Raw genomic sequence first — 23,965 nt, forward strand, 5'->3', positions numbered from 1 at the left:
AGCGCAAAAGGACCGCCGGATGTCCGCGACCAAGATCCTCTGGGGCCAGATCCTCGCAGTCTTCTCCATCGTGCTCGCCACCACCTGGGGGGCGACGGAATATGTCGCCTGGCGGCTGGGCTTCCAGGACCAACTCGGCTCACCCTGGTTCGTGCTGGGGTACTGGCCCGTCTATCACCCGCCGGCCTTCTTCTGGTGGTGGTATTTCTACGATGCCTATGCGCCGGAGATTTTCACAGAAGGCGCCTTCATCGCGGCCTCGGGCGGGTTCCTGTCCATTGCGATCGCCATCGGCCTGTCGGTCTGGCGGGCCCGGGAGGCGAAGCGGGTCGAGACCTACGGTTCCGCCCGCTGGGCCGAGCCGGACGAGATCCGTTCAGCCGGTCTTCTCGGATCCGACGGGGTAGTGCTCGGCCGCCATGGAGGGGACTATCTGCGCCATGACGGGCCCGAGCACGTCCTGTGCTTCGCGCCCACCCGGTCGGGCAAGGGCGTGGGCCTCGTCGTCCCATCGCTCCTCACCTGGCCAGGCTCTGCCATCGTCCACGACATCAAGGGCGAGAACTGGCAGCTCACCGCCGGCTTCCGGGCACGGCACGGGCGCGTGTTGCTGTTCGACCCCACCAATGTGAAATCGGCCGCTTACAATCCGCTGCTGGAGGTTCGTCGCGGGGAGTGGGAGGTCCGCGACGTCCAGAACATCGCCGATATCCTGGTGGACCCCGAGGGCTCACTGGAAAAGCGCAACCACTGGGAAAAGACCAGCCACGCTCTGCTCGTCGGCGCCATCCTCCATGTGCTCTATGCCGAGCGCGACAAGACCCTCGCCGGCGTCGCCGTCTTCCTCTCCGACCCCAGGCGCCCCATCGAGGCGACGCTCGCCGCCATGATGACGACGCCGCACCTCGGCGAGGCGGGTCCCCATCCGGTGATCGCCAGCGCGGCACGGGAGCTTCTCAACAAGTCCGAGAATGAGCGCTCCGGCGTGCTCTCCACCGCCATGTCCTTCCTCGGGCTCTACCGCGATCCCGTGGTCGCCGAGGTGACCCGGCGCTGCGACTGGCGCATCACCGACCTCGTAGCACGCCGGCAGCCGACCACCCTTTATCTCGTCGTGCCGCCCTCGGACATCAACCGCACCAAGCCGCTCATTCGCCTGATCCTCAACCAGGTCGGGCGCCGCCTCACCGAGGACCTTCAGGCCAAAGCCGGTCGCCACAGGCTCCTCCTGATGCTGGACGAGTTTCCGGCGCTGGGGCGGCTCGACTTCTTCGAGAGCGCCCTCGCGTTCATGGCGGGCTACGAGCTCAAGAGCTTCCTGATCGCTCAGTCGCTGAACCAGATCGAGAAGGCCTATGGCCCGAACAACTCCATCCTCGACAACTGCCATGTGCGGGTGAGCTTTGCCACCAATGACGAGCGCACCGCCAAGCGCGTCTCCGACGCCCTCGGCACCGCCACCGAGATGAAGGCCATGAAGAACTATGCCGGCCACCGGCTGTCGCCCTGGCTCGGTCACCTCATGGTGTCGCGCTCGGAGACGGCACGCCCGCTCCTCACGCCGGGCGAGGTGATGCAGCTTCCGCCCTCCGACGAGATCGTCATGGTCGCAGGCACGCCCCCGATCCGGGCAAAGAAGGCGCGGTACTATGAGGATGAGCGGTTCAAGGAGCGGATCCTCCCGCCGCCGGAGTTTTCGGAACCAAGGGAGCGGAGGGCCGACGACTGGACGATCCTGCCGCTGCCGGTGCCCTCGCAACTGAGCCTCATGGTTGAGGGGACTGACGATGATGACACCACCGGGTCAGAGCGTCGGCGCCAGCCGGAGCTGGCGCGGGTGGCGCCGGTCGAGACCCCTGCGCAACCCCGAAACGAGTTCGAGATCGATCTCGCGGACGAGGGTGAGGACGACGTCGCCCGAAACAGCCGCATGACGCGCGTCATGCAGGGGGTGGCACGTCAGGTCTCGCTCGACCCCCGCGACGGCATGGAGCTGTGACGGCGATGGCCCCACGCAAGAAGAAGGCGCAGATCACTGTCTATCTCGATCCGGACACCATGGCGTTGCTCGCAGATTACGCTGCGCGCCGGGACCAGCCTCAGTCGCTGGTCGCCGAGGCTGCCATCGCGTCGTTCCTGTCCCCGGACGCCACCGAACGACGCGAGGCCGCGATCGCCAAGCGCCTGGATCTACTGGACAGACGGATGACGCGGATGGAGCGCGACGTCGGCATCTCGGTCGAGACGTTGGCCGTGTTCATCCGTTTCTGGCTCACCACGACGCCGGCCCTGCCCGAACCCGCGGCCCAGGCAGCCAGGGCAAAAGCGGGGGAGCGGTATGAAGCGTTTGTCGCGGCACTGGGACGGCGGCTCGCGAAGGGACCGAAGCTCATTCAAGAGGTCACGGAGGACAAGGCCGCTCCCACACCGCGACTATGAGCACAGTGCGCCAGAAGCTGGCCGCATGGTTCTACATATTCCTGCCCCTTTGCTATCCCGCCACTACGCGGAATCCGCCAAAGCCATACGGTATTATGTTACAGGAGCTGACCTGAGCCCCTTTTCTCCTCCGGCTTAGGAGAGAGTCCTAGGTTTCATTTTTGGCCTCAGGCGGCCTGGATTTCCAGTGCGATTGTTGCGGCGAACTCGGCAGGGGATCGATGGCCGAGGGCGGAATGGGGCCTGTTCATATTGTAGTCCTCCTTCCATGCGGCGATGGCGGCACGGGCCTGCGCCAGGCTCGAGAACAGGGTCTCGTTCAGGCATTCGTCCCGGAAGCGGCCGTTGAAGCTCTCGACGAAGCCGTTCTGCATGGGCTTGCCGGGAGCGATGTAGTGCCATTCGACGCCGGTCTGCTGGCACCATTTGAGAATTGCCATCGAAGTCAGCTCCGTGCCGTTGTCGGAAACGATGGTTGCAGGCCTGCCTCGAATGGCGAGCAGCGCGTCGAGCTCGCGCGTCACCCGAAGGCCCGAGAGCGAGGTGTCGGCCACCAGCGCCAGACACTCCCGGCTGAAGTCGTCGACGACGGCCAGCACCCGGAAGCGCCGACCGTCCGTGAAGGCATCCGACACGAAATCGAGGCTCCAGCGGACGTTGACCCGATCCGGCACCAGGATGGGACGCCTCGTGCCGAGCGCTCGCTTGCGTCCCCCACGCCGGCGAACCTGAAGCTTCTCTTCCCGATACAGCCGGCGCAGCTTCTTCTGGTTCATGACGATGCCCTGGCGCCTCAGTATGATGTGGATGCGCCTATAGCCGAAGCGGCGGCGTTCGCCGGCCACGGCCCGCATGGCCTCCCTCAGGGGTGCATCGTCGGGACGCACACTTCGGTAGCGCACGCTGGTGCGATCGACGCCCAGCGCCTGGCACGCCCGACGCTGGCTCACCCCGTGCGCCGCACAGGCATGAGCCACGGCTTTGCGCCTCGCATCGGGCGTCACCATTTTTTGAGCTGACATCCCTCAGGATCGCGTTGTCGAGCATTTGCTCGGCCAGCAGCTTCTTCAGCCGCGTATTCTCCTCCTCAAGCGCCTTCAGCCGCCGGGCATCGGACACGTCCATGCCGCCGTACTTGGCCTTGAACTTGTAAAAGGTCGCCGAGGAGATGCCGTGCTTGCGGCAGACGTCAGCGGTCTTCGCGCCCGCCTCCTGCTCCTTCAGCATCCCGATGATCTGTTCCTCTGTGAACCGTGAGGCTCGCATCGTCCGTCTCCGTGATCGACGGACTCTACCCAAATCTGGAGGAGGTTCTGGGGCTCAGGTCAGAGCCAAGCTTGGAAAGCCCTCCTATGGCGCGCGCTTGGTCTCTCGTGTGTAATCTTCGAATGTTGAGAATGATCGGTGCCCTTTCACCGAGTTTGACTTGGCGACTCGAGTCTTCCTGATCCGCTCCTGGAGATACACGCAGACCTCGGCGAACCTCTCCATCGCCGTGTCCCGCCAGGAGGAGCGGAACCTGGACTCGATATTCTTCGAAATCACGGCATGGTTGAATTTCGTCGCCCGCGAGGTGTCGGCCGAGGCGAATTGATTGTATTGCCTGATCAGATATTGGACATATCGGCTTGCTTCCTGATCGGCACCGATTGTCCCGGCCGCGGTCTGGAACCTAGGAGCTTTTCCCGAACCCTTGAAATTCAGGGTTCCGGCCACGATTGCGCCAAGGCTACCGATGACCACATTGCCCGTATTGTTTCTGGTCTCAATACGCGACATCGCATTAAGCAGAACCTTGGCAAAGAAACCATCCGTTTCCTGCTTGGGGCGGCCGAGATGTTCTTCCTGGATCGTCTTGATCTCCTCCAAAGTGTCGACCGAATAGAGTCCGGGCTCCGCGTCAATGATCTTATGGTGCCGGCGGCATAGCAGGATCAAATTCGCGAAGGCGTGCCGTGCGTCCTCTGTCTGCGTGCTATCAAACCGAGGGCCACCTGAGCTTTGAGCCCGAATATGGCAGACCTCGCCGGTCACTGTTCCCGTCGCTTCGAATATTCGGGATGAGCATCCCGGAAATGTGCACATGTTTCCCGACATTGCGAACAGTCGTCGGATCGTCTTCTCTGATGGTCCCGGCAATATGCTCTCCCATTCATGCTGTGTTCAAGACGCCGACGCGTTGTCCGCGTCGATGGCGCGTCGCGCAAAAATGTCGGGAAACAGCCTCAGCACGATACGGCCGGTGAGACTTGCCGGATCGTCCTGAGGGGCTGCCAACGCCGTTCTAAGTTTGGTCTGGACACTCCTAGTGCTGAGTGCCTCTTGTCGTCCGCAAAGCTCGGCGAACCGCCGGACAACGCGGGCGAAACGATACCGGGGCTCGACACCGAGGAACGTGTTCAGCAACTCGACGATGTTCTTCTGCTGAGATCCCACTGGCCGGCCGTCCAGCAACGAAAGAAGGCAGTTGATCAGATCGTCAGTGTCCTTAAGCTCACGGCTATCTATATCCGGGGACGTCAGTTGGGCGGCGAGTTCGGCAAGAAGCACCCCGCGCTCGGGCCATTGGGTTCCATGCCCGCCGGTCGCCGCGCGCCATCTCACGAGAAAATCCTCGTTCCAGTGTGGCACTGGCGCGACCGCGAATGCCCGGCCGCTAGATAGCCAGTTTAGCTCCGACAGCTTGACGAGCCTGGAAAGCCATCCGTCGCCGCCTTTCCAAAACACTCGAAGGATTACCTCGCCTATCTGTCGCGACAAACTGACGGTCTCGTCATCCATCGAAAACAGATTCTTATTGTGCGAGTAGAAAATATCCTCGAACGAACTTAGAAGGCGCCCCTCAGTCAACGGAGGCTGGAAATTCCACGTCAGCCACAATAGCCGATAGGCTAGTTCATCGTAGAAATCTTCGCGCTGAACGATGATTGGAATCTGGGTGGCCGCGAGTTGCACCTCCACGACAAGTGGTACACCGCCATAAATGGCTCGAATGTCGGGACGACGTTTCCCGTCCTTCATGATTAAATATTCATCGATGACCACGCTGTCGGGCGCGGTGCGGATATCCAGACGCAGCAGTTCTCCGACAACGGTTTTTATCGCGACGTGGAGCGGGCTCTCCTGCGCACCCTGAAACTGCCTGCGACTGACTTCGTCCACTCCCAATGGGGTGCCAGTCCACCACGGACAATCCTCAGGGGCGCCGGGATGATGCTTCCAGTATGGCTGGCCGGTACGTCCTTCCCTCGGCGCATAGACCGCATATCCGCATTGCCCGCACACATATCGGGACTTTCGATCCAAACGTGCCCGGGTCGCCGATCTCCGGATGACCTGATAGTCGTCCGGATGCAGGCTCAAGAGCTGATCACTCGAGATCGTTTGCATCGAGTCCAGATCGACGACATTTCTAAGCGTTCTCTTCGGTTCGATCTTCCCCATCGCACGGGACCATCTCATTCAAGTTCATGATTTATAAGTGCAATAATCATACGTTAGATGCCAGCCAACCTTCACGTCCACGCCTCGCCCAGGCGAATTGGTTGCTATAAACTTGGAGAATGCGCGAGCCAGGCTCCCTGCAATGTTACGCGAAGCGTTCCGGCTATTGGAGACAATGGGCAGCATTTAGCAACCCGGATGACTTACCAGAATCCCTGCGAGCGGACATGTGCGACAGGTCAATTCCGACCCCCGGCTAGAAACTGGCGGGGGGCATTTTGAACCGCTCCACGTGAATGCCGATTAGGCTCCAACAGCAGCATGCTGCGCTCTCGTCGTCTGCGATGTCCTCTGCTCCGAGTCTTCGGTCCTCAGGTACAATAGCAGCATCCCGCCGTTCTTAAGTATCTGCACGCCAGACCGCGACGGCCGCATTGGCTTGTTGAAACCTCCCAATTTCCGGCTCTTTTAATCATCCCCGGCATGGGCGGGGATGAGATGGCGACTTCACCTCACAGTTCGGAAGGCCTGACACGCGGCGAACGCATGTTGCGCACCGCGCTTGGCCCGATGATCACCCGCCTTCTTGAAGACCCGGCCGTCGTCGAGGTCATGCTCAATCCGGACGGGCGCCTGTGGGTCGACCGGCTGTCCGAGGGGCTTCGCGATACAGGCGAGCGATTAGCCGCCGCCGATGGCGAACGCATCGTCCGCCTCGTTGCGCACCATATCGGCGCCGAGGTCCATGCCGGCGCCCCGCGGGTGTCAGCCGAACTGCCGGGAACGGGAGAGCGGTTCGAAGGCCTGCTCCCGCCCGTCGTGGCCTCCCCGACCTTCGCCATCCGCAAACCGGCCGCCGCCGTCTTCACGCTCGACGACTATGTCGCCGCCGGCATCATGTCTGCGCCGCAGGCCGAAGCCCTGCGCCATGGCGTCGCCTCCCGCGCCAACATCCTGGTCGCCGGCGGCACCTCCACCGGCAAGACCACGCTCACCAACGCGCTGCTCGCCGAGGTGACCAAGACCTCCGAACGCGTCGTCCTCATCGAGGACACACGAGAACTCCAATGCGCAGCCCCCAACCTTGTAGCGATGCGCACCAAGGACGGCGTCGCCTCGCTCTCGGACCTCGTCCGCTCATCGCTGCGCCTGCGGCCGGATCGCATCCCCATCGGCGAGGTCCGAGGTGCCGAAGCCCTTGACCTCCTGAAGGCCTGGGGCACAGGCCACCCTGGGGGCATCGGCACCATCCACGCCGGCAGCGCCATCGGGGCCTTGAGGCGTCTCGAGCAACTCATCCAGGAAGCCGTCGTCACCGTACCTCGGGCCCTGATCGCCGAGACCATCGACCTCATCGCCGTGCTGTCGGGCCGCGGCTCCGCGCCCCGCCTTTCCGAGCTCTCTCACGTCGAAGGTCTCGGGCCCGACGGCGACTACCGCGTCATCCCCATCACCGCTCCATCCGAAGAAGGAACCTCCCTGTGACTTTCACGCTCCCTCCATTCTACCGCCGATTGCTGCAGGCCGTGGCCGGTGCCACCGCCTGCGTGTGTGTTGTCTCCGCGGCCCACGCCTCCGGCTCCTCCATGCCGTGGGAAACGCCGCTGCAGTCGATCCTGGATTCGATCCAGGGGCCAGTCGCCAAGATCATCGCGGTGATCGTCATTATCTCCACCGGCCTCGCGCTCGCCTTCGGCGACACCTCTGGCGGATTCCGGCGGCTGATCCAGATCGTATTCGGCCTCTCCATCGCCTTCGCCGCTTCGAGCTTCTTCCTCTCCTTCTTCTCCTTCAGCGGCGGAGCGCTGGTCTGATGCCGGGCGATATTGGCGGGGTGCCGGGCTTCTCCGTCCCGGTCCATCGGGCCTTGAGCGAGCCGATCCTGCTCGGCGGCGCGCCGCGGGCAATCGCCATCTTCAACGGTACCCTCGCCGGTGCTGTCGGGCTGGGGCTGAGGCTCTGGCTTGTGGGGCTCGCGGTCGGGGCCGTGGGCCATCTCGCCGCCGTCTGGGCCGCCAAGCGCGATCCGCTCTTCGTCGATGTGGTGCGCCGCCATCTGCGCATCCCCGGTCATCTGTCGGTCTGAGGGGCGCATCATGATGAACCTCGCGGAATACCGGCGTCACGCCAGCCGGCTCGCCGACTACCTGCCCTGGGCGGCACTGGTCGGCTCTGGCGTCGTCCTCAACAAGGATGGCAGCGTCCAGCGGACGGCACGCTTCCGTGGGCCGGACCTTGATTCCGCGGTGCCGGCCGAACTGGTGGCGGCGGCGGGTCGCCTCAACAGCGCCTTTCGCCGCCTCGGCTCCGGCTGGGCACTCTTTGTGGAGGCCCAGCGACACCCGGCGGGTGCCTATCCGGCGAGTGTCTTTCCCGATCCCGCCTCCGCGCTGGTCGAAGCCGAGCGCAAGGCCGACTTCGCGGAAGCCGGCAGCCATTTCGAATCCAGCTATTTCCTCACCTTCACCTGGCTGCCGCCGGCGGAGGACGCTGCACGGGCGGAGAGCTGGCTCTATGAAGGCCGCGCGCGTGGTGGCGTCGATCCCTATGAGGCGCTCGGCGCCTTCGTCGACCGCACGGACCGAGTCCTGCGGCTCGTCGAGGCCTTCATGCCCGAGTGCCGCTGGCTCGACGATGCCGAGACCCTCACATATCTGCACGGTTGCGTCTCGACCAAGCGCCAGCGGGTCCGCGTTCCCGAGACGCCCATGTATCTCGACGCCCTGCTGGCAGACCAGCCGCTCACCGGCGGGCTCGAGCCGATGCTGGGGTCCGAGCATCTACGCGTCCTCACCATCGTCGGCTTCCCGACGGCGACGACGCCGGGGATCCTCGACGACCTCAACCGGCTCGCCTTTCCCTATCGCTGGTCCACCCGCGCCATTCTCCTCGACAAAACCGACGCCACCCGGCTCCTCACCAGGATCCGCCGGCAGTGGTTCGCCAAGCGCAAGTCCATCGCCGCCATCCTGAAGGAGGTGATGACCAACGAGGCCTCGGTACTGGTGGATTCAGATGCCGCCAACAAGGCGGTGGATGCCGACCTCGCTTTGCAGGAGCTCGGCGCCGACCATGCCGGCATCGCCTATCTTACCGCGACGGTGACCGTCTGGGACGCCGATCCCCGCATCGCTGACGAGAAGCTCCGGCTGGTGGAGAAGGCAATCCAGGGCCGGGACTTCACGGCCATGGTCGAGACGATCAATGCCGTGGATGCCTGGCTCGGCAGCTTGCCGGGGCACGTCTACGCCAATGTCCGCCAACCGCCCATTTCCACCCTCAACCTCGCCCATATGATCCCGCTGTCGGCGGTGTGGGCGGGCGAGGCACAGGACGCGCATTTCGGCGGGCCGCCGTTGTTCTACGGCAAGACCGAGGGGGCGACCCCGTTCCGTTTTTCCCTCCACGTTGGCGATGTGGGCCACACCCTCGTGATCGGGCCGACGGGCGCCGGCAAGTCGGTGCTGCTGGCGCTGATGGCATTGCAGTTCCGGCGCTACGCTGGATCCCAGGTGTTCGCTTTCGACTTCGGCGGCAGCATCCGGGCGGCCGCCCTCGCCATGGGCGGCGACTGGCACGACCTCGGCGGGAGCCTGTCCGATGGGAGCGAGGACAGCGTCGCGCTCCAGCCTCTTTCCCGTGTGGATGATCTCGCCGAACGCTCATGGGCCGCCGACTGGATCACGGCGATCCTCTCCCGCGAGGGCGTTTCCATCGCCCCGGAGGTGAAGGAGCACATCTGGTCGACCCTCACCTCCCTTGCCTCCGCTCCCGTCGAGGAACGGACCCTCACCGGCCTCGCCGTCCTGCTCCAGTCCAACGATCTCAAACAGGCGCTACGCCCCTATTGTATCGGTGGCGCCCATGGCCGGCTGCTCGATGCCGAGGCGGAGCACCTGGGGCAGGCCTTCGTCCAGGCCTTCGAGACCGAAGGGCTGATCGGCACCACCGCGGCACCGGCCGTGCTGTCCTATCTGTTCCACCGCATCGAGGACCGGCTCAACGGGTCTCCGACCCTCATCATCATCGATGAGGGATGGCTCGCCCTTGATGACCAGGGCTTTGCCGGCCAGCTCCGCGAGTGGCTTAAGACGCTGCGGAAGAAGAACGCCAGCGTCGTCTTCGCCACGCAGTCCCTCTCCGACATCGACGGCTCGGCCATCGCCCCGGCCATCATCGAGAGCTGCCAGACGCGGCTGCTGCTCCCCAACGAGCGGGCCGTCGAGCCCCAGATCACCGCCATCTACCGGCGCTTCGGCCTCAACGACCGGCAGATCGAGATCCTCGCACGGGCCACCCCGAAGCGGGACTATTACTGCCAGTCCCGACGCGGCAGCCGCCTGTTCGAGCTCGGGCTGTCGCAGGTGGCGCTCGCCTTGTGCGCCGCCGGGTCCAAGACCGATCAGGCTGCGCTCTCGCTGATCCTCGCCGAGCATGGGCGCGATGGTTTCCTCGCCGCCTGGCTACGGCATCGGGGCCTCGGCTGGGCCGCCGACCTCATCCCCACCCTCGACCTTCTGGAGACACGCTCATGATCCGCCTGATGCTGCGGGCGGCGCTCGTCGCTGCGCCGCTCCTCATGTGCCCTCTCGCGCCGGCCGCGGCACAGGCCGTGGTCTTTGACCCCTCCAACTATGCCCAGAACGTCCTCCAGGCGGCGCGGGCCTTGCAGCAGGTCACCAACCAGATCACCTCGCTTCAGAATGAAGCACAGATGCTGATCAACCAGGCCCGCAACCTCGCAAGCCTGCCGTATTCCTCCCTCAGCGCGCTCCAGCAATCCGCCCAGCAGACCCAGCAGTTGCTCGGGCAGGCGCAGAAGATCGCTTATGACGTCGGCGCCATCGACCGGGCGTTCCAAGGTCAGTACGGCTCGGTTTCCCTGAGCACCTCGGACGCTGCTCTTGTCACCCAGGCTAAGACCCGCTGGGAGACCACGGTCGCCGGTCTTCAGGATGCGCTGCGGGTGCAGGCGGGCGTCGTCGGCAATCTCGACATTGGCCGGACCCAGGCCTCAACACTGGTCGGCCAGAGCCAGGCGGCGACCGGCGCGTTGCAGGCCATGCAGGCAGGGAACCAGCTCCAGGCGCTCCAGGCGCAGCAGCTCTCCGATCTCACCGCGGTGGTGGTCGCCAATGGCCGGGCGCAGGCGCTGTCCGAAGCTGAGCGTGCCACGGCGGTGTCTGAGGGGCAGGAGCACTACCGGCGCTTCTCCACCCGGTCGAGCTACCAGTCCTCCGCCGTCACCATGTTCCGCGGCAATTGAGGGGCGGCCATGGATCAGGGCACTGCACTCAGGACCCTCGTCGTCGCCGGCCTTGTGGGCGCGGTGATCGCAGCCCTCGCCATCGCCTCAGGCAGGCCTCACGAGCCGACTGTCACTATCAGCAGCGTGAAGGCAGGGAACGTCTCCTCGGCCGACCTCAAGAGCTGCGCCACGCTGGAGATGGCCAATCCCATCGATCCGCGCTGCGCCGCGCTCTGGGAGGCGAACCGCCGCCGCTTCTTCGGCAAGCCCGTGGAAGGAGCAACGCCATGAACGACGTGGGCGTCATCGACACCTTCCTCAACACCTTCACCAGCTACATCGATTCCGGCTTCGGCCTGATCAAGGGCGAGGTGACGGGCCTCTCCTCCATCCTGATCGCACTCGACATCACGCTCGCCGGCCTGTTCTGGGCCTGGGGCGCCGACGAGGACGTGATGCGCCGGCTGGTGCGCAAAACCCTCGCCATCGGCTTCTTCGCCTGGATCATCGGCAACTTCAACTCGCTCTCGAAGATCGTGTTCGAGAGCTTCGCCGGGCTCGGCCTCAAGGCCGGCGGCTCCGCCATCAGCACGGCGGAATTCCTGCGGCCGGGGCGACTTGCGGAAGTGGGGCTCACCGCCGCCCAGCCGCTGCTCGACGCCGCAAGCCAGCTCGCCGGGCCGGTGGCGATCTTCGTCAATGCCGTGCAGATCGCCGTGCTGCTGGTCTCCTGGCTGCTGATCCTGATCGCCTTCTTCATCCTGGCGGTGCAGCTCTTCGTCACCCTCATCGAGTTCAAGCTGACGACGCTCGCCGGCTTTGTGCTCATCCCCTTCGCTTTCTTCGGCAAGACCGCGTTCCTCGCCGAGAAGGTGCTCGGCAACATCGTGGCGTCGGGCGTGAAGGTGATGGTGCTCGCTGTCATCATCGGCATCGGCTCGGGGCTCTTCTCCCAGTTCACCACCTCCTACGGCGATGCCCAGCCCACCATCAGCCAGGCGCTAGCCGCGGTGCTGGCCGCGCTCGCGCTCCTCGGGCTCGGCATCTTCGGGCCGGGAATCGCCACGGGACTGATCACGGGCGCGCCGCAGCTCGGCGCCGGAGCCGCCGTGGGTACGGGCCTTGCCGCCGGCGGCATGGCACTCGCCGGAGCCGGCGCCGCGGGCCTTGCCGTGCGTGGAGCCGGTGCCGTGTTCTCGGGAGCCGCCGCTGCGGCGCGTGCGGGCGCGAGCCTCGCCGGGGGTGCTGCATCCGCCTACAGCGCGGGAGCCGCTGGCCAGTCCGGCCTTTCCGGTGTCGGGAGCGGTTTGGGTGGCGTGGCGAGAGCAGCCGGCGCGGCCGCGACATCTCCCTTGCAGCGCTCGGCCGACACATCAGGCGAAGCGGCGGCCAGCAGCTCCGGCCCAGCCCCGTCGAGCAACCCGGCCTCCTCCGGCGATGCCCCCGATTGGGCCCGGCGCATGCGCCGCTCCCAGCAGGTCGCCCACGGCATCCAGACCGCGACCCATGCCGTCCGATCCGGCGACAGCCATGGCGGCGGGTCGTCCATCTCCCTCTCCGAAAGCGATCGCCCATGACCCCCTTCAAGCGCCCGTCGGTCCATTACGGCCGCTCCCCCGAGCCTGAGACGCCGTATCAGCGCGCGGCCCAGGTCTGGGATGACCGCATCGGCTCGGCCCGGGTCCAGGCGAAGAACTGGCGCCTCATGGCCTTCGGCTGCCTCGCCCTGTCGGCCGGCCTCTCCTGCGCCCTGGCGTGGCAGGCCCTGAGCGGCTCGGTGGTTCCGTGGGTGGTTCAGGTGGACAAGCTCGGTCAGGCGCAGGCGGTCGCGCCGGCCGCCTCGGACTATCGCCCCTCCGATCCCCAGATCGCCTTCCACCTCGCCCGCTTCATTGAAGAGGTCCGCAGCATCTCTGCCGATCCCGTGATCGTCCGCCAGAACTGGCTCAGGGCCTACGCCTACACGACCCTGGCCGGAGCAATCGCCCTCAACGACTATGCCCGCGCCAATGATCCTTTCGCCCGGGTCGGCAAGCAGCAGGTGGCGGTGGAGGTCTCCAGCGTGATCCGGGCCTCGCCGGACTCCTTCCGCATCGCCTGGACCGAGCGCCGCTTCCAGGACGGCAGCCTCGCCGACACCTCCCGCTGGAGCGCCATCCTCACCGTCGCGGTGCAGGCGCCGCGGGATGCGGATCGGCTCCGGGCCAATCCGCTGGGGATCTACGTCAACGCCATCAACTGGTCGAAGGAACTCGCACAATGATGCCTGCCATCCGCACATCCGGGAGGCCGGCTTTCCGCGTCCTCTCCTTTCCGTCTTTCCGGAAGTCCGGCTTGCCGCTTCTCCTGCTTTGCACATCGGCCCTGGCGGGCTGCGCCACCTTCGAGAAGCCCCCGGAGATCGAATATGACGATGCCCCGCCCGCCGTCTTCAAGGCTGAGCCGCCGGGGCCGGTGCGCATCGTTGAGCTGCCGAAGCCCTTGCCGCTGCCCGGCCAGCTGAAGCCGGTGGGCAAGGACGGCAAGGCCGAGCCCGAGTCCGCGGACCCGACGGCCCGAGTGAACCAGGCCAATGCTGCCGCGCGCGTTCAGCCGGTGCGCAACGGCTTCATCAACTCCATGCAGGTCTATCCCTTCGTGGATGGCGCGCTCTATCAGGTCTACGCTTCGCCCGGTCAGATCACCGACGTCGCCCTGCAACCCGGCGAGCAACTGGTGGGCACGGGGCCGGTCGCTGCCGGCGACACGGTGCGCTGGATCATCGGCGACACCGAGAGCGGGGCGGGCGGGGCAAAGCAAGTCCACATCCTGGTGAAACCGACACGGCCGGACCTCACCACCAACCTCGTCATCAACACCAATTTGCGCACCTACCACATGGAGCTGCGCTCCACCGAGAAGACCTACATGGCCTCGGTCTCCTGGCAATATCCCCAAGACCAGCTCATCGCCCTCAGGCGCCAGAACGCGGAAGCGCAGGCGGTGCAGCCCGTCGCCACGGGCATCGACCTGGCAAAGGTGAACTTCCGCTACGAGGTGAGCGGCGACCGGGCACCGTGGCGGCCGCTGCGCGCCTTCGATGATGGGCAGCAGGTCTTCATCGAGTTTCCCCGCGGGATCGCCCATGGCGAGATGCCGCCGCTGTTCGTGGTCGGGCCGCAAGGCGACACCTCCGAACTCGTGAACTATCGCGTGCGCGGCACCTATATGATCGTGGACCGGCTCTTCGCAGCCGCCGAGCTGCGCTTCGGCGCCGACAAGGACCAGAAGCGCGTGCGCATCTCCCGCACCGACGGGAGGCCGGTCCTATGAGCGGCATCGAACCCGGGAAGGAGACAGGGCCGGAGCTGAGCGGTGATGACGGCGCTCGGCCACTGACGGGGGAGACTGTGTCGGCCATGCGGCTGCGGCCGGAACCGCCGCGGGTGACCCGCCTGTCCCGAAAGGTATTAGCCGGGCTGGGGCTCGTTGCCGGCCTTGGGATCGGCGGGGCGCTGATCTACGCCCTGCAAGCGCGAAAGGACCACGGACACGGCCAGGAACTCTACGCCACCGACGTCAAGGCGACGCCGGACGGGCTCGCCGGCCTACCCAAGGATTACACCGGCATCCCCAAGCTCGGGCCTCCGCTGCCCGGCGACCTCGGCCGGCCGATCCTCAATGCGCAGACGGCAGTGCAGCCGACGGTGCCGACAATGGGAGGCATGCCAAATCCCGCCTTGAGCCCCGAGGAGCAACGCCAGCAGCGGGAAAGCGAAGACGCCCGGACCGGACGGCTGTTCGCTCAGACCAATACCCGGTCGGCAAGCCCGGCGGTGACCCAGCAGGCGGGAGTCACTTCAGCGTCAGCGGCGCCGGCCGCCGATCTCACCAGCCTCGGCCTTGCGCCGCAGGCGGCGACGCCGACGGCCCAGGAGCGCCAGCTTGCCTTCCTGAGCCAGGCCGTGGACCGGCGCACCGTGTCGCCCGACCGCGTGGCGGCTCCTGCCTCCGCCAACATCCTGCAGGCCGGCGCCGTCATCCCCGCGGCGCTGATCACCGGCATCCGCTCGGACCTGCCGGGCCAGATCACCGCCCAGGTGACCGAGAATGTCCACGATAGCCCGACCGGGCGGATCCTCCTGATCCCCCAGGGCACCCGCATCATTGGCCAGTATGACAATGGCGTCGGCTTCGGGCAGCGCCGGGTGCTCCTCGTCTGGAACCGCCTGATCTTCCCCAATGGCCGGTCCATCGTGCTGGAGCGCCAGACCGGAGCCGACGCGGAAGGCTACGCTGGCCTTGAGGATGGCATCGACTACCATTGGGGCGAGCTGTTCAAGGCGGCGGTGCTCTCGACCATCCTCAGCGTCGGGGCGAGCGCAGGAACGTCCGGCAGCGATAGCGACCTCGTGAGTGCTTTGCGGGAAGGCGCATCCGACAGCATCAGCCAGACCGGCCGGCAGCTCGTCCAGCGCCAGCTCAACATTGCGCCGACCCTCACGATCCGGCCGGGATTCCCGGTGCGGATCATCGTCACGCGCGACCTCGTTCTTGAATCCTATGGAGGTTGAAATGCCGAAGCTGAAGCTCAGCGAGATCCTCGACGACAAGCCGGTGAAGGTGACCGTGGAACTGCCAGCGAAGCTGCACCGCGATCTTGTCGCCTATGCGCAGGTGCTGGGTGGCGAGACGGGGAATCCGATCACCGATCCCGTCAGGCTGATCGCGCCCATGCTGGAGCGCTTCATCGCGACAGATCGCGTTTTCGCGAAGGCTCGGCAAGCACCCCATCCAGATCCTGCACGGGGGATGACGTCTGGGGTGCTGAAGAGCGAGCCATCGATCGAGCAAGGCTGAGCAATGTCCGAAACGCGGGATTGTCGTTTTTCGGCGACCATGCAGCATAGAACTGGAGCACCTCGCCGCGCAGAGAACGATAGATAACGCCGGGGACCTTGACCAAATTTTCGGATTCTATGACCAACGTTATTCCGCGGCCGGACGCGACGAGATTGAGAAGCTTATATCGCCCAACCCGCTGAGCCTCGACACGGGGCTCGCATTCGACTTCCCGGATTTTGCGAATGACATAGTCTTGGATTCTCATCCCAGCCGCAGTGTCTCGGATAAGAATTTTTTCAGAACTGAGATCTCGCCATGTCAACGCGTCCTCGGTGGAAAGCGGATGGCCTTCGGGCAATGCCACAAGAACCTGTTCCGACCAAAGATAAGTTGTATCGCATTCCGGCCAATCGCCCAATCCGATGACAAAAGCAATATCAAGCTGAAATTTCCGAATGGAGTTGATGTGATCGTGTGCTTCGCCGTCGACGAAATCGATATGAACAGATCCATATTTTGCGTCATATTCTCGAAATAAGTCCGACAAAAAACCCGATGAAAGTGAAGAAAATAGTCCCACTTTGACGTATCCGTCCTCGGCACGACCAATGGCGGCCACCTCCGCCGCCGCGTCGCGAATGTGGTCCAACGCATGGCGGACCCGATGCAGGAAGCGTTGTCCGGCTATGGTCAGGTTGATCCCCCCGGGGTGTCGCAAGAACAGGGAGGCCCCGACCTGATCCTCGATGTCCCGGATCCGCCGACTAACGGAGGACTCCTGCACACCGAGTGCCGCTGCTGCCTTCCGAAAGCTTCCATATTCGGAAGCAGCGATTAAATACCTGAGGTAGCGGATTTCAATTTCCGTACTGTTATTCGACATTGGAAACGTTCTCCATTTCAATAACGGCATATAATTCAGTATGAATTACATGATATCACAAATATTACGCATCAAATGTTTGTATTTTATGTGCAAGTATGCGAAATATTAAAATTATATCGTCGGATTATAACGTACATTAATGCATAACTTTTACATAATACATCATATTTTTGAGATATTTTACCATCAGTAACTTGGACATTAGAGATTAGATCGAGAGAGGGCGCGGCCATTTCATAAAATAGATGATTTAGACCAAACCATGCTAATGAAAGTCTCCTTCTAAGTAAGCTCGTTGTCTGTTCGCGCCCAACGACCTTCTTCCGCTATTCCAAGCGACGGAATTGTCACCATTAAGCTGGATTCACATCGCCCGCCTCAAATTTCATGCCACACTTATGAAATGTTAGATAGAAATTGATAGTATAATTTTTGATAATATAAACGACATAGGAATGACAATTTAGGAACCGTGATTTGTGCCATCTGCTGCGCCAAGTCGAATTTGTTATCACTAAAATTAGCTATATATTTCAACAAATCAGATAAAGTTATGTTATTTATGAAGAATTATACATATCAAAAATCCTTTCTTATTATAGGAATATTTCCATCTAATTTACGAATTGTCATCTGAAGGCGAGATGTAACTGTGCGGAAAAACATTCCACTTTGTTGACATTTTTTAAAATTATCGTCTGTCTTAATTTTAAGCGCTTCTCCCGCTGCTTGTCCAATGGAGCTCATTTCAAGCCATGCCTTGTCAACATCGATGCCGACTGATCTAGCAGCAGCATCCGCCGCACGCAGAACCTGCTGCGCCTCGGATAAAGTAACTGTCGGCTTGAAATTAGGTTCAGATTGATCATTATATGCTTCTAAACATCCCCTAATCGCGAAATACATACCATACATAAAATTCAAATGACTAACGGCTTGCCCTCTCAAATCGGAAATAGTAGAATTAGTTGACTGTTCAACCTCTGAAAAGGCAGAGTCTGTAAAAGACACACAAATTATAATCCAAGCAAATATTGCAATTGACGTTTTCTTCATGTCATATTCCCGCACCGAGCTGTTTTTGATAGGTTGCGATTCTACATTCACTATCACGTCATGCCTGCCCATCGCGGTAGCCAAGCAAACGTAGTGCATTGAACACTACCACCAGCGTGGACCCCTCGTGCGCCGCCACGGCCGGGCCGATGCCGAGGCCAAATATCGTCGCCGGAACCAGCAACGCCACCACACCCAAGCTTATGAACACGTTCTGAAGGATGATGAAGCGCGTGCGGCGGCTTAGTCCGACCGCGAACGGCAAATGTCGCAGGTCATCCGCCATGAGTGCGACGTCTGCGGTCTCTAGCGCCACATCGGAACCCGCGGCTCCCATAGCGATGCCGACCGTGGCGTTCGCCATGGCCGGCGCATCATTGACCCCATCGCCGACCATCGCAACCTTGGCTTCCTTCCTCAGCTTTTGAATCGCCGCAACTTTGTCCTCGGGGAGCAGGTCGCCCCAAGCTTCGTCTAGTCCTAAATCTTTGGCGATGGCGTCGGCCACCTTCTGGTGATCGCCCGAGATCATGAGCATCCGAGTGATGCCAAGATCGCGCAGCCGCTTGAGCGCGTCGCGAGCGGCAGCCCGCGGAGTGTCCATAAGGCCGATGGCTCCGAGATCTCGCTCACCAATCCGCACAGCCATCGTAGTGCGCCCGGCGTCCCGCAGCTTCGCGATCGACGCCTTCACAGCTGGATTCAGCTGGGTAATGCCGTCTTGCCCAAACATCTCGGCCTTCCCGAGCCAGACCGGCTGCCCGGCAAATGTAGCGACCACGCCTCGCCCGGTGAGGCTTTTGAGTTCAGTCGCCTCCTCTATTTCTCGTCCTCCCAGCCGGGCTCGCCCGTCGCGAACGATTGCGGCGGCTAGCGGGTGATCGCTGAGCGCCTCTACCGCAACCGCTACTGAGAGGAGCTCATGTTCCGGAACCCCGTCGGCCGGCAAGACGTCGGTGATACGCGGTTTGCCCTCCGTCAGCGTTCCCGTCTTGTCGAATGCGATAGCGCTCAGCGAGCCCAGATTCTCCAGTGGCGCGCCGCCCTTCACCAGCACGCCGCCACGTGCCGCTCGCGCGACGCCTGACAACACCGCGCTCGGTGTAGCGATGGCTAAAGCGCACGGGCTTGCGGCGACCAGTACCGCCATGGCGCGATAGAAGCTTGAGCTGAATGGCTCGTCCACCACCACCCAGGCGAACAGAAGGAGGATCGCGAGCGCCAGTACCACGGGCACGAAGATACGTTCGAACGTCTCAGTGAACCGCTGGGTCGGTGATTTCTGCGTTTCCGCCTCGCTCACCATTTTCACGACCTTTGCCAGCGCCGTGTCGCTCGACAAGCGCGTCGCCTCCACCTCAATGGCGCCGGCACCGTTGATTGTTCCCGCAAAGACCCGCGAGGCAGAGCCAACCGTGTCGGGCCGCGCCCGTGCCTCAGCAACGTCGTCAACCGGGCGCTTGTCCACCGGGATACTCTCGCCGGTGACAGGAGCCTGATCGATGGCGGAGGAGCCCTTCACCAGGAAGCCGTCGGCAGGTAGACGCTCGTTAGGGCGGACCAGCACCACGTCGCCGATCACAAGTTCCTCCACGGGAACCTCCAAGGTGCCATCAGCGCGGCGCACCGTGGCCGTGCGTGGAGCGAGCTTGGCCAGGGCCTCGATCGCCTGCTTGGCGCGGCCCATGGCATAGTGTTCCAATGCGTGGCCTAGGCTGAACAGGAAGAGCAGCAGCGCGCCTTCCGCCCATGCGCCAAGCGAAGCCGCGCCCGCAGCCGCTACCAGCATCAGCGTATCGATCTCGAACCTGCGCAGGCGCAGATTGTCTATCGCTTCGCGGACCGTGTAGAAGCCGCCAAAGAAATATGCTCCAACGAAACACACGATAGGCAGCCAGCCGGGTGCGGCCGGTAATAGCTTCTCGATGGCAAAACCGACGACGAGCAGCGCGCCGCAGGCAAGAGAGAAGATTAGCTCAGTGTTCGGTCCGAGGATCCTGCCATGGGCATGATCGTGCTCCCCTTTTCCGTCCTTATGTTCTGACCTGGCATGCGTAAACATGACTGACCGATGATCATATCAAGCGTGAGAGGGCAGCCTATCCAGCCGTAGCGCGGCCGCATCCCTCGCGGCGATAGCCCCCATTTGAACGAGGGCGTTTCGGATTTCCTGCTCTGTTACCGCCTCGCGGTCGAATTCGACGCGTACGAGACCAGATGCACTTGAAGCGCTCCCCGTTTCTAGGCCACCCAGAGCTGGAAAATTCCGGGGTTAGAGCTCATTCCGGCGGGGATGCCGGAGAGCCATTCATGAGCGCGATCGGCGGCTTGTTGCCGATCGCGCTGTGCGGCCGAACCTCGTTATAGTCTCTACGCCAAGCCTCCATTTTCGCCCGCGCGTCGTCAAGGCTCATGAACCAGTGCGTGTTCAGGCATTCGGCCCGGAGCTTGCCGTTGAACGACTCGATAAAGCCGTTGTCCGTGGGCTTTCCGGGCCGCGAGAAGTCGAGCACCACGCCCTTCTGATAGGCCCACAGGTCGAGATCCCGACTGACGAACTCCGATCCCTGATCCACCCGGATGCTCTGCGGATAGCCGGTGCTCCGGCAGATCCGCTCCAGCGTCAGCACGACATCCTCACCCCGATAGCTGAACCGCGGATCCACCGCCGGCGAGAACCGCGTGAAGGTGTCGACGATGGTCAGAACCCGGATCTTCCGGCCCGTGGCGAGCTGATCGTGGACGAAATCCATGGCCCAGGTCTCATTGCTCCGCGTCGCCGGACGACGGTCGTCCCGCAGCTTCGCCTTCACACGGCGCTTCGGCACCTTGTTCCGCAACTGAAGGCCCAAGTCCTTGTAAAGGCGATAGATCCGCTTCGGATTGACCGCCCAGCCCTCTCGCCGCAACAGGATGTGCACGCGGCGATAGCCATAGCGCACGCGCGTCTCGCAGATCTCCTTGATCCGCTGGTTCAGCTCAGCCTGCGTGCCCCGCTTCGACTTGTAGGCATAGAGCGCACGATCGACCGCCAGGGTGGCACAGGCACGCCTGGCCGACACCTTCCAGTCTTCGCGCAGCCTGTCCACAAGCTCCCGCTTGCGCGCAGGCCTCAGAGCTTTTTTGACAGCACGTCCTGCAACATCGCCTTGTCCAGCGACAGATCCGCAACGATCCGCTTCAGCTTGGCGTTCTCGTCTTCCAACTGGCGCAGTCGCCGCATCTCCGAAGGCATCAGCCCCGCATATTTTTTGCGCCAGTTGTAGAACGTCGCGTCCGATATCCCGGCCTTCCGGCACACCTCCGCCACCGGTGTTCCGTCTTCCGCCTGCTTCAGCACGAACGCAATCTGCGCCTCCGTGAACTTCGATGCCTTCATGGAACTCTCCTCGTCCCCGAACCGGGGATCATAAGTGGAAAATTCCAGCTCAAACTGGCCTAAAAAATGGGGAGCACGTCACACTGGCTTCGGCCTCCAATACCCCGGAAAGCTTACGCAGTTTCTCGGCAACGGTGCGCGCACGCCGTTCATGGGTGATCCCTTCCACCTGCCAAATCGCGTGACCGAACCGCTCGGTAATCTGCGCGCCAACGCTTTGGGCAAGTTCCCGGATGCGAGGTAAGCCGATTACCGTCGGGTCATAGTGGAGGCAGAGCTGCGCCGACTCGCCGCCAGCGACGTGCACATACTCAATGCCCGCGCGCTCCTGAAGCTCCGAAACGAGCCGACTCACACAGGAGTCTACAGCGTCGGGCACGTTTGGCAGAAGGATTGGAATGTCCAGTCGAAGCTTCTCGATCATCTTTGTAAGCTCCCCAGATTCACCAGCATCGCCCAACCCGACATCTGACAATAAAGACACCTTAGGGTTTTAATTCTGACTTGGATCTATCGCCGCCCTTCTTGGCTGCAGCAATGATTGCAACGAATTCATCGTGTCTTCCATCATGGTCGCGGACGTATTCGGCAATCTCGACTGCCGCGGACTGTTCGCACCACTCTACGATACGTGCTTGCTCACGATCTCGGTCGAATTCATAAAGTTGCCGAATTGCCTGCAGCGCACCCGCTCGCGCCATGTCAGCTGAACGGCGGACTACAAAGATCGATTGGTCAGCGGGCAACTCACCAACCACCTCTTGGCGTATATGATAGGTCAATCGAGATATATCACCATATTTTCCTGACGACCTCTCGGTTACATCTGGTATAAACTGAGAGCAATATATTGTAATATTCTGTATAAAAAAAGATCTAGTCAATATTGTTTCCAATATTTCGTTTCCATTAGCGAATCTGATATCGATGCATAACATATAAATACATGCGACAAATGCACATATAGATAATTTTTCTTTCACTATTTGTATCATTGCGTTAGTCCCAAGCTCGCATGCATTGATCATATTGAATTTTGCAATGAGTAAGCTCGTGCGGCCTGAAAGACCTATTTTTGTCGTAACATGAAGATTTATTCTTTGCACAAAACAATTTATGCTCTCCGACATTTGAATGTTCACAGCCTATTGCCGACGTTTGTGAAGTTTGCGCAGGCAGATAAAATGGGGTGAATTGCGTGCCCGCGGCGAAAGCCGCTCCGATGCAAATGCTATTTAACGCGATGCAAATGCACGCTGTAAAAATCGCCTTATTCATGATTTTACCTCCAAAAATTGGAATTTAGATGGATGAAGAGGGGCGAATATTCGTCCCTCTTCCTTCTTAATGACTCGGCTTAGCGCACCGCGCGATCGTTAAGCCACGGCGAGGGCGAGGGAATGAAGGTCCCTGGGGTAGGCGCCTGAGGGCGGCTCATCTGCACCTTAGGCGAGCCGCTCGTTGTCCCAGAAAGACGGCCGCCGGGATAACTTTCCTGCTGCACGTCAAGGAATTCATGTCGCTCTTGCTCCTCCACGCCGAGCGTCGACGGATACGGCTCTGCGAAAGCCGTAAGCGGAGGGAGGATGAAACTAAGAGCAACGACATAAATCTTCATGATTTAACCTCGAATGTCGAATTAAACTTGATTTATTTCATTTGTTTTCAACATTCGCGTAGCGAGGAGGGGGGATTTCTACGCCTAGGCCGACACCACTACGGGTCTCGTTCGCCCATTGCCCGCACACTCTCCACCCTGGGGGCCCCGACGACGCACCTTCATCGAAGGGGGAGACGTGCGGGCAAGCGTGGCACTCGCACCGCACCGCAGCGCAGGCCGGATTGCGGGTGTCTTCGTCACTCTGATGGTGGTTTTCATCCGTTAATGCGCTCGCTTCTAATGACATCGCGCTCGCGTTCCAGGAATACCCCGGAATACACAAGACTACGATCAGCATGAGACTTAGCAAAATGCTTCGGAGAAAGCCTCTCACACCGCCTCTCCCTCTTGATCGAAACGACCGAATATTGAATTCACCGGCTGGATTCCATAGTGCGTTGCTCGGACGGAACATCGCGCGTCTGGCCGGAACGGATAGATGTGCTGCGACCATGGGGCAACGGGTGAGTAACCCCGAGTTGGACGTCTCGAAAATCGTGCCTCTGCTTCTCACGATATGTCTTCGGTCGCGGATCGAGTGCCAGTGCCGGCGACGCGATGCCGAACACGAGCACGCACAAGGTGCCGCGGGCAACGTAGTTCCACACAGTACTTTTCATGACACACTTCCTTATGGGGTGGTGAACTTGGCCTGACCGGACTTGCCGGCCGGGGTTTTAATGAGCAGCGTGACCGCCGTGCCCTTGACGATGGTTGAGGGCGCCTTGCCGGCCAGGGTCTGACCGCCTGCGGTAAGCTGGATAGTCTTGCGATCGGCGCCGGAGGCCAGCATGGCAGAACCGGTAAAGCCGGCGGTATCGACCGGCTTGCCTGCCTCATCGACTACGTGGAAGGTCAAGGTCTCGCCCGAGACGACAAGTTCGGCATGGACGCCGGCGACGTCTTCCAAGGGGCCGCCATTGGGACCCTTCTGCGCACCATGGGCATGCTGGGCGAGGGCGGGCCCAGCGGCAAGCAGGCTGAAAGCGACGATCAGGCTCTTAAGCACGGGTCTTTCTCCGATTTTGG

Annotated in this window: 23 protein-coding genes and 1 pseudogene; 13 read left to right on the forward strand and 11 right to left on the reverse strand. The window is 62.0% G+C overall.

Going from position 1 to position 23,965, the window contains the following annotated elements:
• Positions 1 to 19: 19 nt before the first annotated feature.
• Together V5F68_RS07605 and V5F68_RS07610 are read left to right on the forward strand one after the other, a co-directional pair.
• A complete protein-coding gene (locus V5F68_RS07605) occupies positions 20 to 1,999 on the forward strand; it encodes a conjugal transfer protein TraG (protein ID WP_149578521.1) in 1,980 nt (659 codons plus the stop codon).
• 5 nt (positions 2,000 to 2,004) lie between these two features.
• Complete coding sequence (locus tag V5F68_RS07610; protein WP_149578520.1) at positions 2,005 to 2,439, forward strand: CopG family transcriptional regulator; 435 nt, start codon at positions 2,005 to 2,007, stop codon at positions 2,437 to 2,439.
• A 167-nt stretch (positions 2,440 to 2,606) separates the two neighbouring features.
• On the opposite strand, the gene V5F68_RS07615 is transcribed toward V5F68_RS07610, so the two are convergent.
• The 3 genes from V5F68_RS07615 to V5F68_RS07625 all read right to left on the reverse strand — a co-directional run bounded on the left by V5F68_RS07615 (position 2,607) and on the right by V5F68_RS07625 (position 5,883).
• Positions 2,607 to 3,705, reverse strand: a protein-coding gene (locus V5F68_RS07615) for an IS3 family transposase (RefSeq protein WP_394011809.1) whose coding sequence is annotated in 2 segments (ribosomal slippage) — positions 2,607 to 3,456 and positions 3,455 to 3,705 — 1,101 coding nt in all. Because the reading frame shifts where the segments join, the coding sequence is not laid out codon by codon here.
• A gap of 84 nt (positions 3,706 to 3,789) precedes the next feature.
• Positions 3,790 to 4,473 (reverse strand): HNH endonuclease signature motif containing protein, encoded by a 684-nt coding sequence (locus V5F68_RS07620; RefSeq protein WP_232847564.1) that lies wholly within the window; start codon positions 4,471 to 4,473, stop codon positions 3,790 to 3,792.
• A 129-nt stretch (positions 4,474 to 4,602) separates the two neighbouring features.
• Entirely contained in the window at positions 4,603 to 5,883 is a 1,281-nt protein-coding gene (locus V5F68_RS07625; RefSeq protein ID WP_232847563.1) for a DUF6035 family protein, read from the reverse strand.
• Positions 5,884 to 6,381: 498 nt separating this feature from the next.
• Between V5F68_RS07625 and trbB the strand changes: the two genes are divergently transcribed.
• Genes trbB through V5F68_RS07680 form a run of 11 tightly spaced genes read left to right on the forward strand, consistent with a single transcriptional unit; the run spans position 6,382 to position 15,970 of the window.
• A complete protein-coding gene (trbB, locus tag V5F68_RS07630) occupies positions 6,382 to 7,368 on the forward strand; it encodes a P-type conjugative transfer ATPase TrbB (protein WP_149577673.1) in 987 nt (328 codons plus the stop codon).
• A gap of 29 nt (positions 7,369 to 7,397) precedes the next feature.
• Positions 7,398 to 7,697 carry a TrbC/VirB2 family type IV secretion system protein gene (locus tag V5F68_RS07635; protein WP_041577517.1) on the forward strand — a complete coding sequence of 100 codons (300 nt, stop codon included), beginning with the start codon at positions 7,398 to 7,400 and terminating at the stop codon, positions 7,695 to 7,697.
• Positions 7,697 to 7,969, forward strand: coding sequence for a VirB3 family type IV secretion system protein (locus V5F68_RS07640; RefSeq protein ID WP_012115969.1), 273 nt, complete (start codon positions 7,697 to 7,699; stop codon positions 7,967 to 7,969). The genes V5F68_RS07635 and V5F68_RS07640 overlap by 1 nt, the downstream gene beginning before the upstream one ends.
• Before the next feature lie 10 nt (positions 7,970 to 7,979).
• On the forward strand, positions 7,980 to 10,418 hold the full coding sequence (trbE, locus tag V5F68_RS07645; protein ID WP_012115968.1) for a conjugal transfer protein TrbE: 2,439 nt from the start codon (positions 7,980 to 7,982) through the stop codon (positions 10,416 to 10,418).
• A complete protein-coding gene (gene trbJ / locus V5F68_RS07650; protein WP_149577672.1) occupies positions 10,415 to 11,149 on the forward strand; it encodes a P-type conjugative transfer protein TrbJ in 735 nt (244 codons plus the stop codon). Before trbE ends, trbJ begins: the two co-directional genes overlap by 4 nt.
• A 9-nt stretch (positions 11,150 to 11,158) precedes the next feature.
• Positions 11,159 to 11,422 carry a putative entry exclusion protein TrbK-alt gene (gene trbK-alt / locus V5F68_RS07655; protein ID WP_012115966.1) on the forward strand — a complete coding sequence of 88 codons (264 nt, stop codon included), beginning with the start codon at positions 11,159 to 11,161 and terminating at the stop codon, positions 11,420 to 11,422.
• Positions 11,419 to 12,708 carry a P-type conjugative transfer protein TrbL gene (trbL, locus tag V5F68_RS07660; protein WP_012115965.1) on the forward strand — a complete coding sequence of 430 codons (1,290 nt, stop codon included), beginning with the start codon at positions 11,419 to 11,421 and terminating at the stop codon, positions 12,706 to 12,708. The genes trbK-alt and trbL overlap by 4 nt, the downstream gene beginning before the upstream one ends.
• On the forward strand, positions 12,705 to 13,394 hold the full coding sequence (gene trbF / locus V5F68_RS07665) for a conjugal transfer protein TrbF (protein ID WP_012115964.1): 690 nt from the start codon (positions 12,705 to 12,707) through the stop codon (positions 13,392 to 13,394). The genes trbL and trbF overlap by 4 nt, the downstream gene beginning before the upstream one ends.
• Positions 13,391 to 14,443, forward strand: a complete 1,053-nt coding sequence (trbG, locus tag V5F68_RS07670) for a P-type conjugative transfer protein TrbG (protein ID WP_012115963.1) — start codon at positions 13,391 to 13,393, stop codon at positions 14,441 to 14,443. The genes trbF and trbG overlap by 4 nt, the downstream gene beginning before the upstream one ends.
• Positions 14,440 to 15,684, forward strand: coding sequence for a TraB/TrbI/VirB10 family type IV secretion system protein (locus V5F68_RS07675; RefSeq protein WP_012115962.1), 1,245 nt, complete (start codon positions 14,440 to 14,442; stop codon positions 15,682 to 15,684). The genes trbG and V5F68_RS07675 overlap by 4 nt, the downstream gene beginning before the upstream one ends.
• A gap of 1 nt (position 15,685) precedes the next feature.
• Complete coding sequence (locus V5F68_RS07680) at positions 15,686 to 15,970, forward strand: DUF2274 domain-containing protein (RefSeq protein ID WP_138397510.1); 285 nt, start codon at positions 15,686 to 15,688, stop codon at positions 15,968 to 15,970.
• Here the strand turns inward: V5F68_RS07680 and V5F68_RS07685 are convergent.
• From V5F68_RS07685 to V5F68_RS07720, 8 genes and pseudogenes are all read right to left on the reverse strand, one after another.
• Positions 15,858 to 16,838, reverse strand: a complete 981-nt coding sequence (locus V5F68_RS07685; RefSeq protein ID WP_149577671.1) for a LysR family transcriptional regulator — start codon at positions 16,836 to 16,838, stop codon at positions 15,858 to 15,860. The genes V5F68_RS07680 and V5F68_RS07685 overlap by 113 nt on opposite strands.
• A 582-nt stretch (positions 16,839 to 17,420) precedes the next feature.
• Positions 17,421 to 17,897: a hypothetical protein gene (locus V5F68_RS07690; RefSeq protein WP_394011811.1), complete on the reverse strand. Its 477-nt coding sequence runs from the start codon at positions 17,895 to 17,897 to the stop codon at positions 17,421 to 17,423.
• A gap of 58 nt (positions 17,898 to 17,955) precedes the next feature.
• The gene (locus V5F68_RS07695; protein ID WP_373878174.1) at positions 17,956 to 19,959 is read right to left on the reverse strand and encodes a heavy metal translocating P-type ATPase; all 2,004 of its coding nucleotides are present in this window, start codon (positions 19,957 to 19,959) and stop codon (positions 17,956 to 17,958) included.
• Positions 19,960 to 20,176: 217 nt separating this feature from the next.
• A protein-coding gene (locus V5F68_RS07700; protein WP_348841875.1) for an IS3 family transposase occupies positions 20,177 to 21,276 on the reverse strand; the annotation gives its coding sequence in 2 pieces (ribosomal slippage) (positions 20,177 to 21,024 and positions 21,024 to 21,276; 1,101 coding nt in all).
• Positions 21,277 to 21,352: 76 nt separating this feature from the next.
• Positions 21,353 to 21,700: pseudogene (locus V5F68_RS07705) on the reverse strand (heavy metal translocating P-type ATPase); the annotation flags it as partial.
• 61 nt (positions 21,701 to 21,761) lie between these two features.
• Entirely contained in the window at positions 21,762 to 22,418 is a 657-nt protein-coding gene (locus V5F68_RS07710) for a hypothetical protein (protein WP_393983247.1), read from the reverse strand.
• 215 nt (positions 22,419 to 22,633) lie between these two features.
• Entirely contained in the window at positions 22,634 to 22,894 is a 261-nt protein-coding gene (locus V5F68_RS07715) for a hypothetical protein (RefSeq protein WP_394011814.1), read from the reverse strand.
• Positions 22,895 to 23,567: 673 nt separating this feature from the next.
• A complete protein-coding gene (locus tag V5F68_RS07720; protein ID WP_149577669.1) occupies positions 23,568 to 23,945 on the reverse strand; it encodes a hypothetical protein in 378 nt (125 codons plus the stop codon).
• Positions 23,946 to 23,965: the final 20 nt, after the last annotated feature.

The organism is Roseixanthobacter pseudopolyaromaticivorans, from assembly GCF_043195145.2.
Lineage (GTDB): Bacteria > Pseudomonadota > Alphaproteobacteria > Rhizobiales > Xanthobacteraceae > NCEH01.

What these genes read in the sequence shown, in the direction of transcription:
- trbG (WP_012115963.1), top strand. Translation starts at nt 13,391, where the DNA reads ATGATGCCTGCCATCCGCACATCCGGGAGGCCGGCTTTCCGCGTCCTC.
- trbJ (WP_149577672.1), top strand. Translation starts at nt 10,415, where the DNA reads ATGATCCGCCTGATGCTGCGGGCGGCGCTCGTCGCTGCGCCGCTCCTC.
- trbF (WP_012115964.1), top strand. Translation starts at nt 12,705, where the DNA reads ATGACCCCCTTCAAGCGCCCGTCGGTCCATTACGGCCGCTCCCCCGAG.
- V5F68_RS07610 (WP_149578520.1), top strand. Translation starts at nt 2,005, where the DNA reads ATGGCCCCACGCAAGAAGAAGGCGCAGATCACTGTCTATCTCGATCCG.
- trbL (WP_012115965.1), top strand. Translation starts at nt 11,419, where the DNA reads ATGAACGACGTGGGCGTCATCGACACCTTCCTCAACACCTTCACCAGC.
- V5F68_RS07625 (WP_232847563.1), bottom strand. Translation starts at nt 5,883, where the DNA reads ATGGGGAAGATCGAACCGAAGAGAACGCTTAGAAATGTCGTCGATCTG.
- V5F68_RS07685 (WP_149577671.1), bottom strand. Translation starts at nt 16,838, where the DNA reads ATGTCGAATAACAGTACGGAAATTGAAATCCGCTACCTCAGGTATTTA.
- V5F68_RS07695 (WP_373878174.1), bottom strand. Translation starts at nt 19,959, where the DNA reads ATGTTTACGCATGCCAGGTCAGAACATAAGGACGGAAAAGGGGAGCAC.
- V5F68_RS07715 (WP_394011814.1), bottom strand. Translation starts at nt 22,894, where the DNA reads ATGAAGATTTATGTCGTTGCTCTTAGTTTCATCCTCCCTCCGCTTACG.
- V5F68_RS07680 (WP_138397510.1), top strand. Translation starts at nt 15,686, where the DNA reads ATGCCGAAGCTGAAGCTCAGCGAGATCCTCGACGACAAGCCGGTGAAG.
- V5F68_RS07605 (WP_149578521.1), top strand. Translation starts at nt 20, where the DNA reads ATGTCCGCGACCAAGATCCTCTGGGGCCAGATCCTCGCAGTCTTCTCC.
- V5F68_RS07640 (WP_012115969.1), top strand. Translation starts at nt 7,697, where the DNA reads ATGCCGGGCGATATTGGCGGGGTGCCGGGCTTCTCCGTCCCGGTCCAT.
- V5F68_RS07675 (WP_012115962.1), top strand. Translation starts at nt 14,440, where the DNA reads ATGAGCGGCATCGAACCCGGGAAGGAGACAGGGCCGGAGCTGAGCGGT.
- trbB (WP_149577673.1), top strand. Translation starts at nt 6,382, where the DNA reads ATGGCGACTTCACCTCACAGTTCGGAAGGCCTGACACGCGGCGAACGC.
- V5F68_RS07690 (WP_394011811.1), bottom strand. Translation starts at nt 17,897, where the DNA reads ATGAAGAAAACGTCAATTGCAATATTTGCTTGGATTATAATTTGTGTG.
- trbK-alt (WP_012115966.1), top strand. Translation starts at nt 11,159, where the DNA reads ATGGATCAGGGCACTGCACTCAGGACCCTCGTCGTCGCCGGCCTTGTG.
- trbE (WP_012115968.1), top strand. Translation starts at nt 7,980, where the DNA reads ATGATGAACCTCGCGGAATACCGGCGTCACGCCAGCCGGCTCGCCGAC.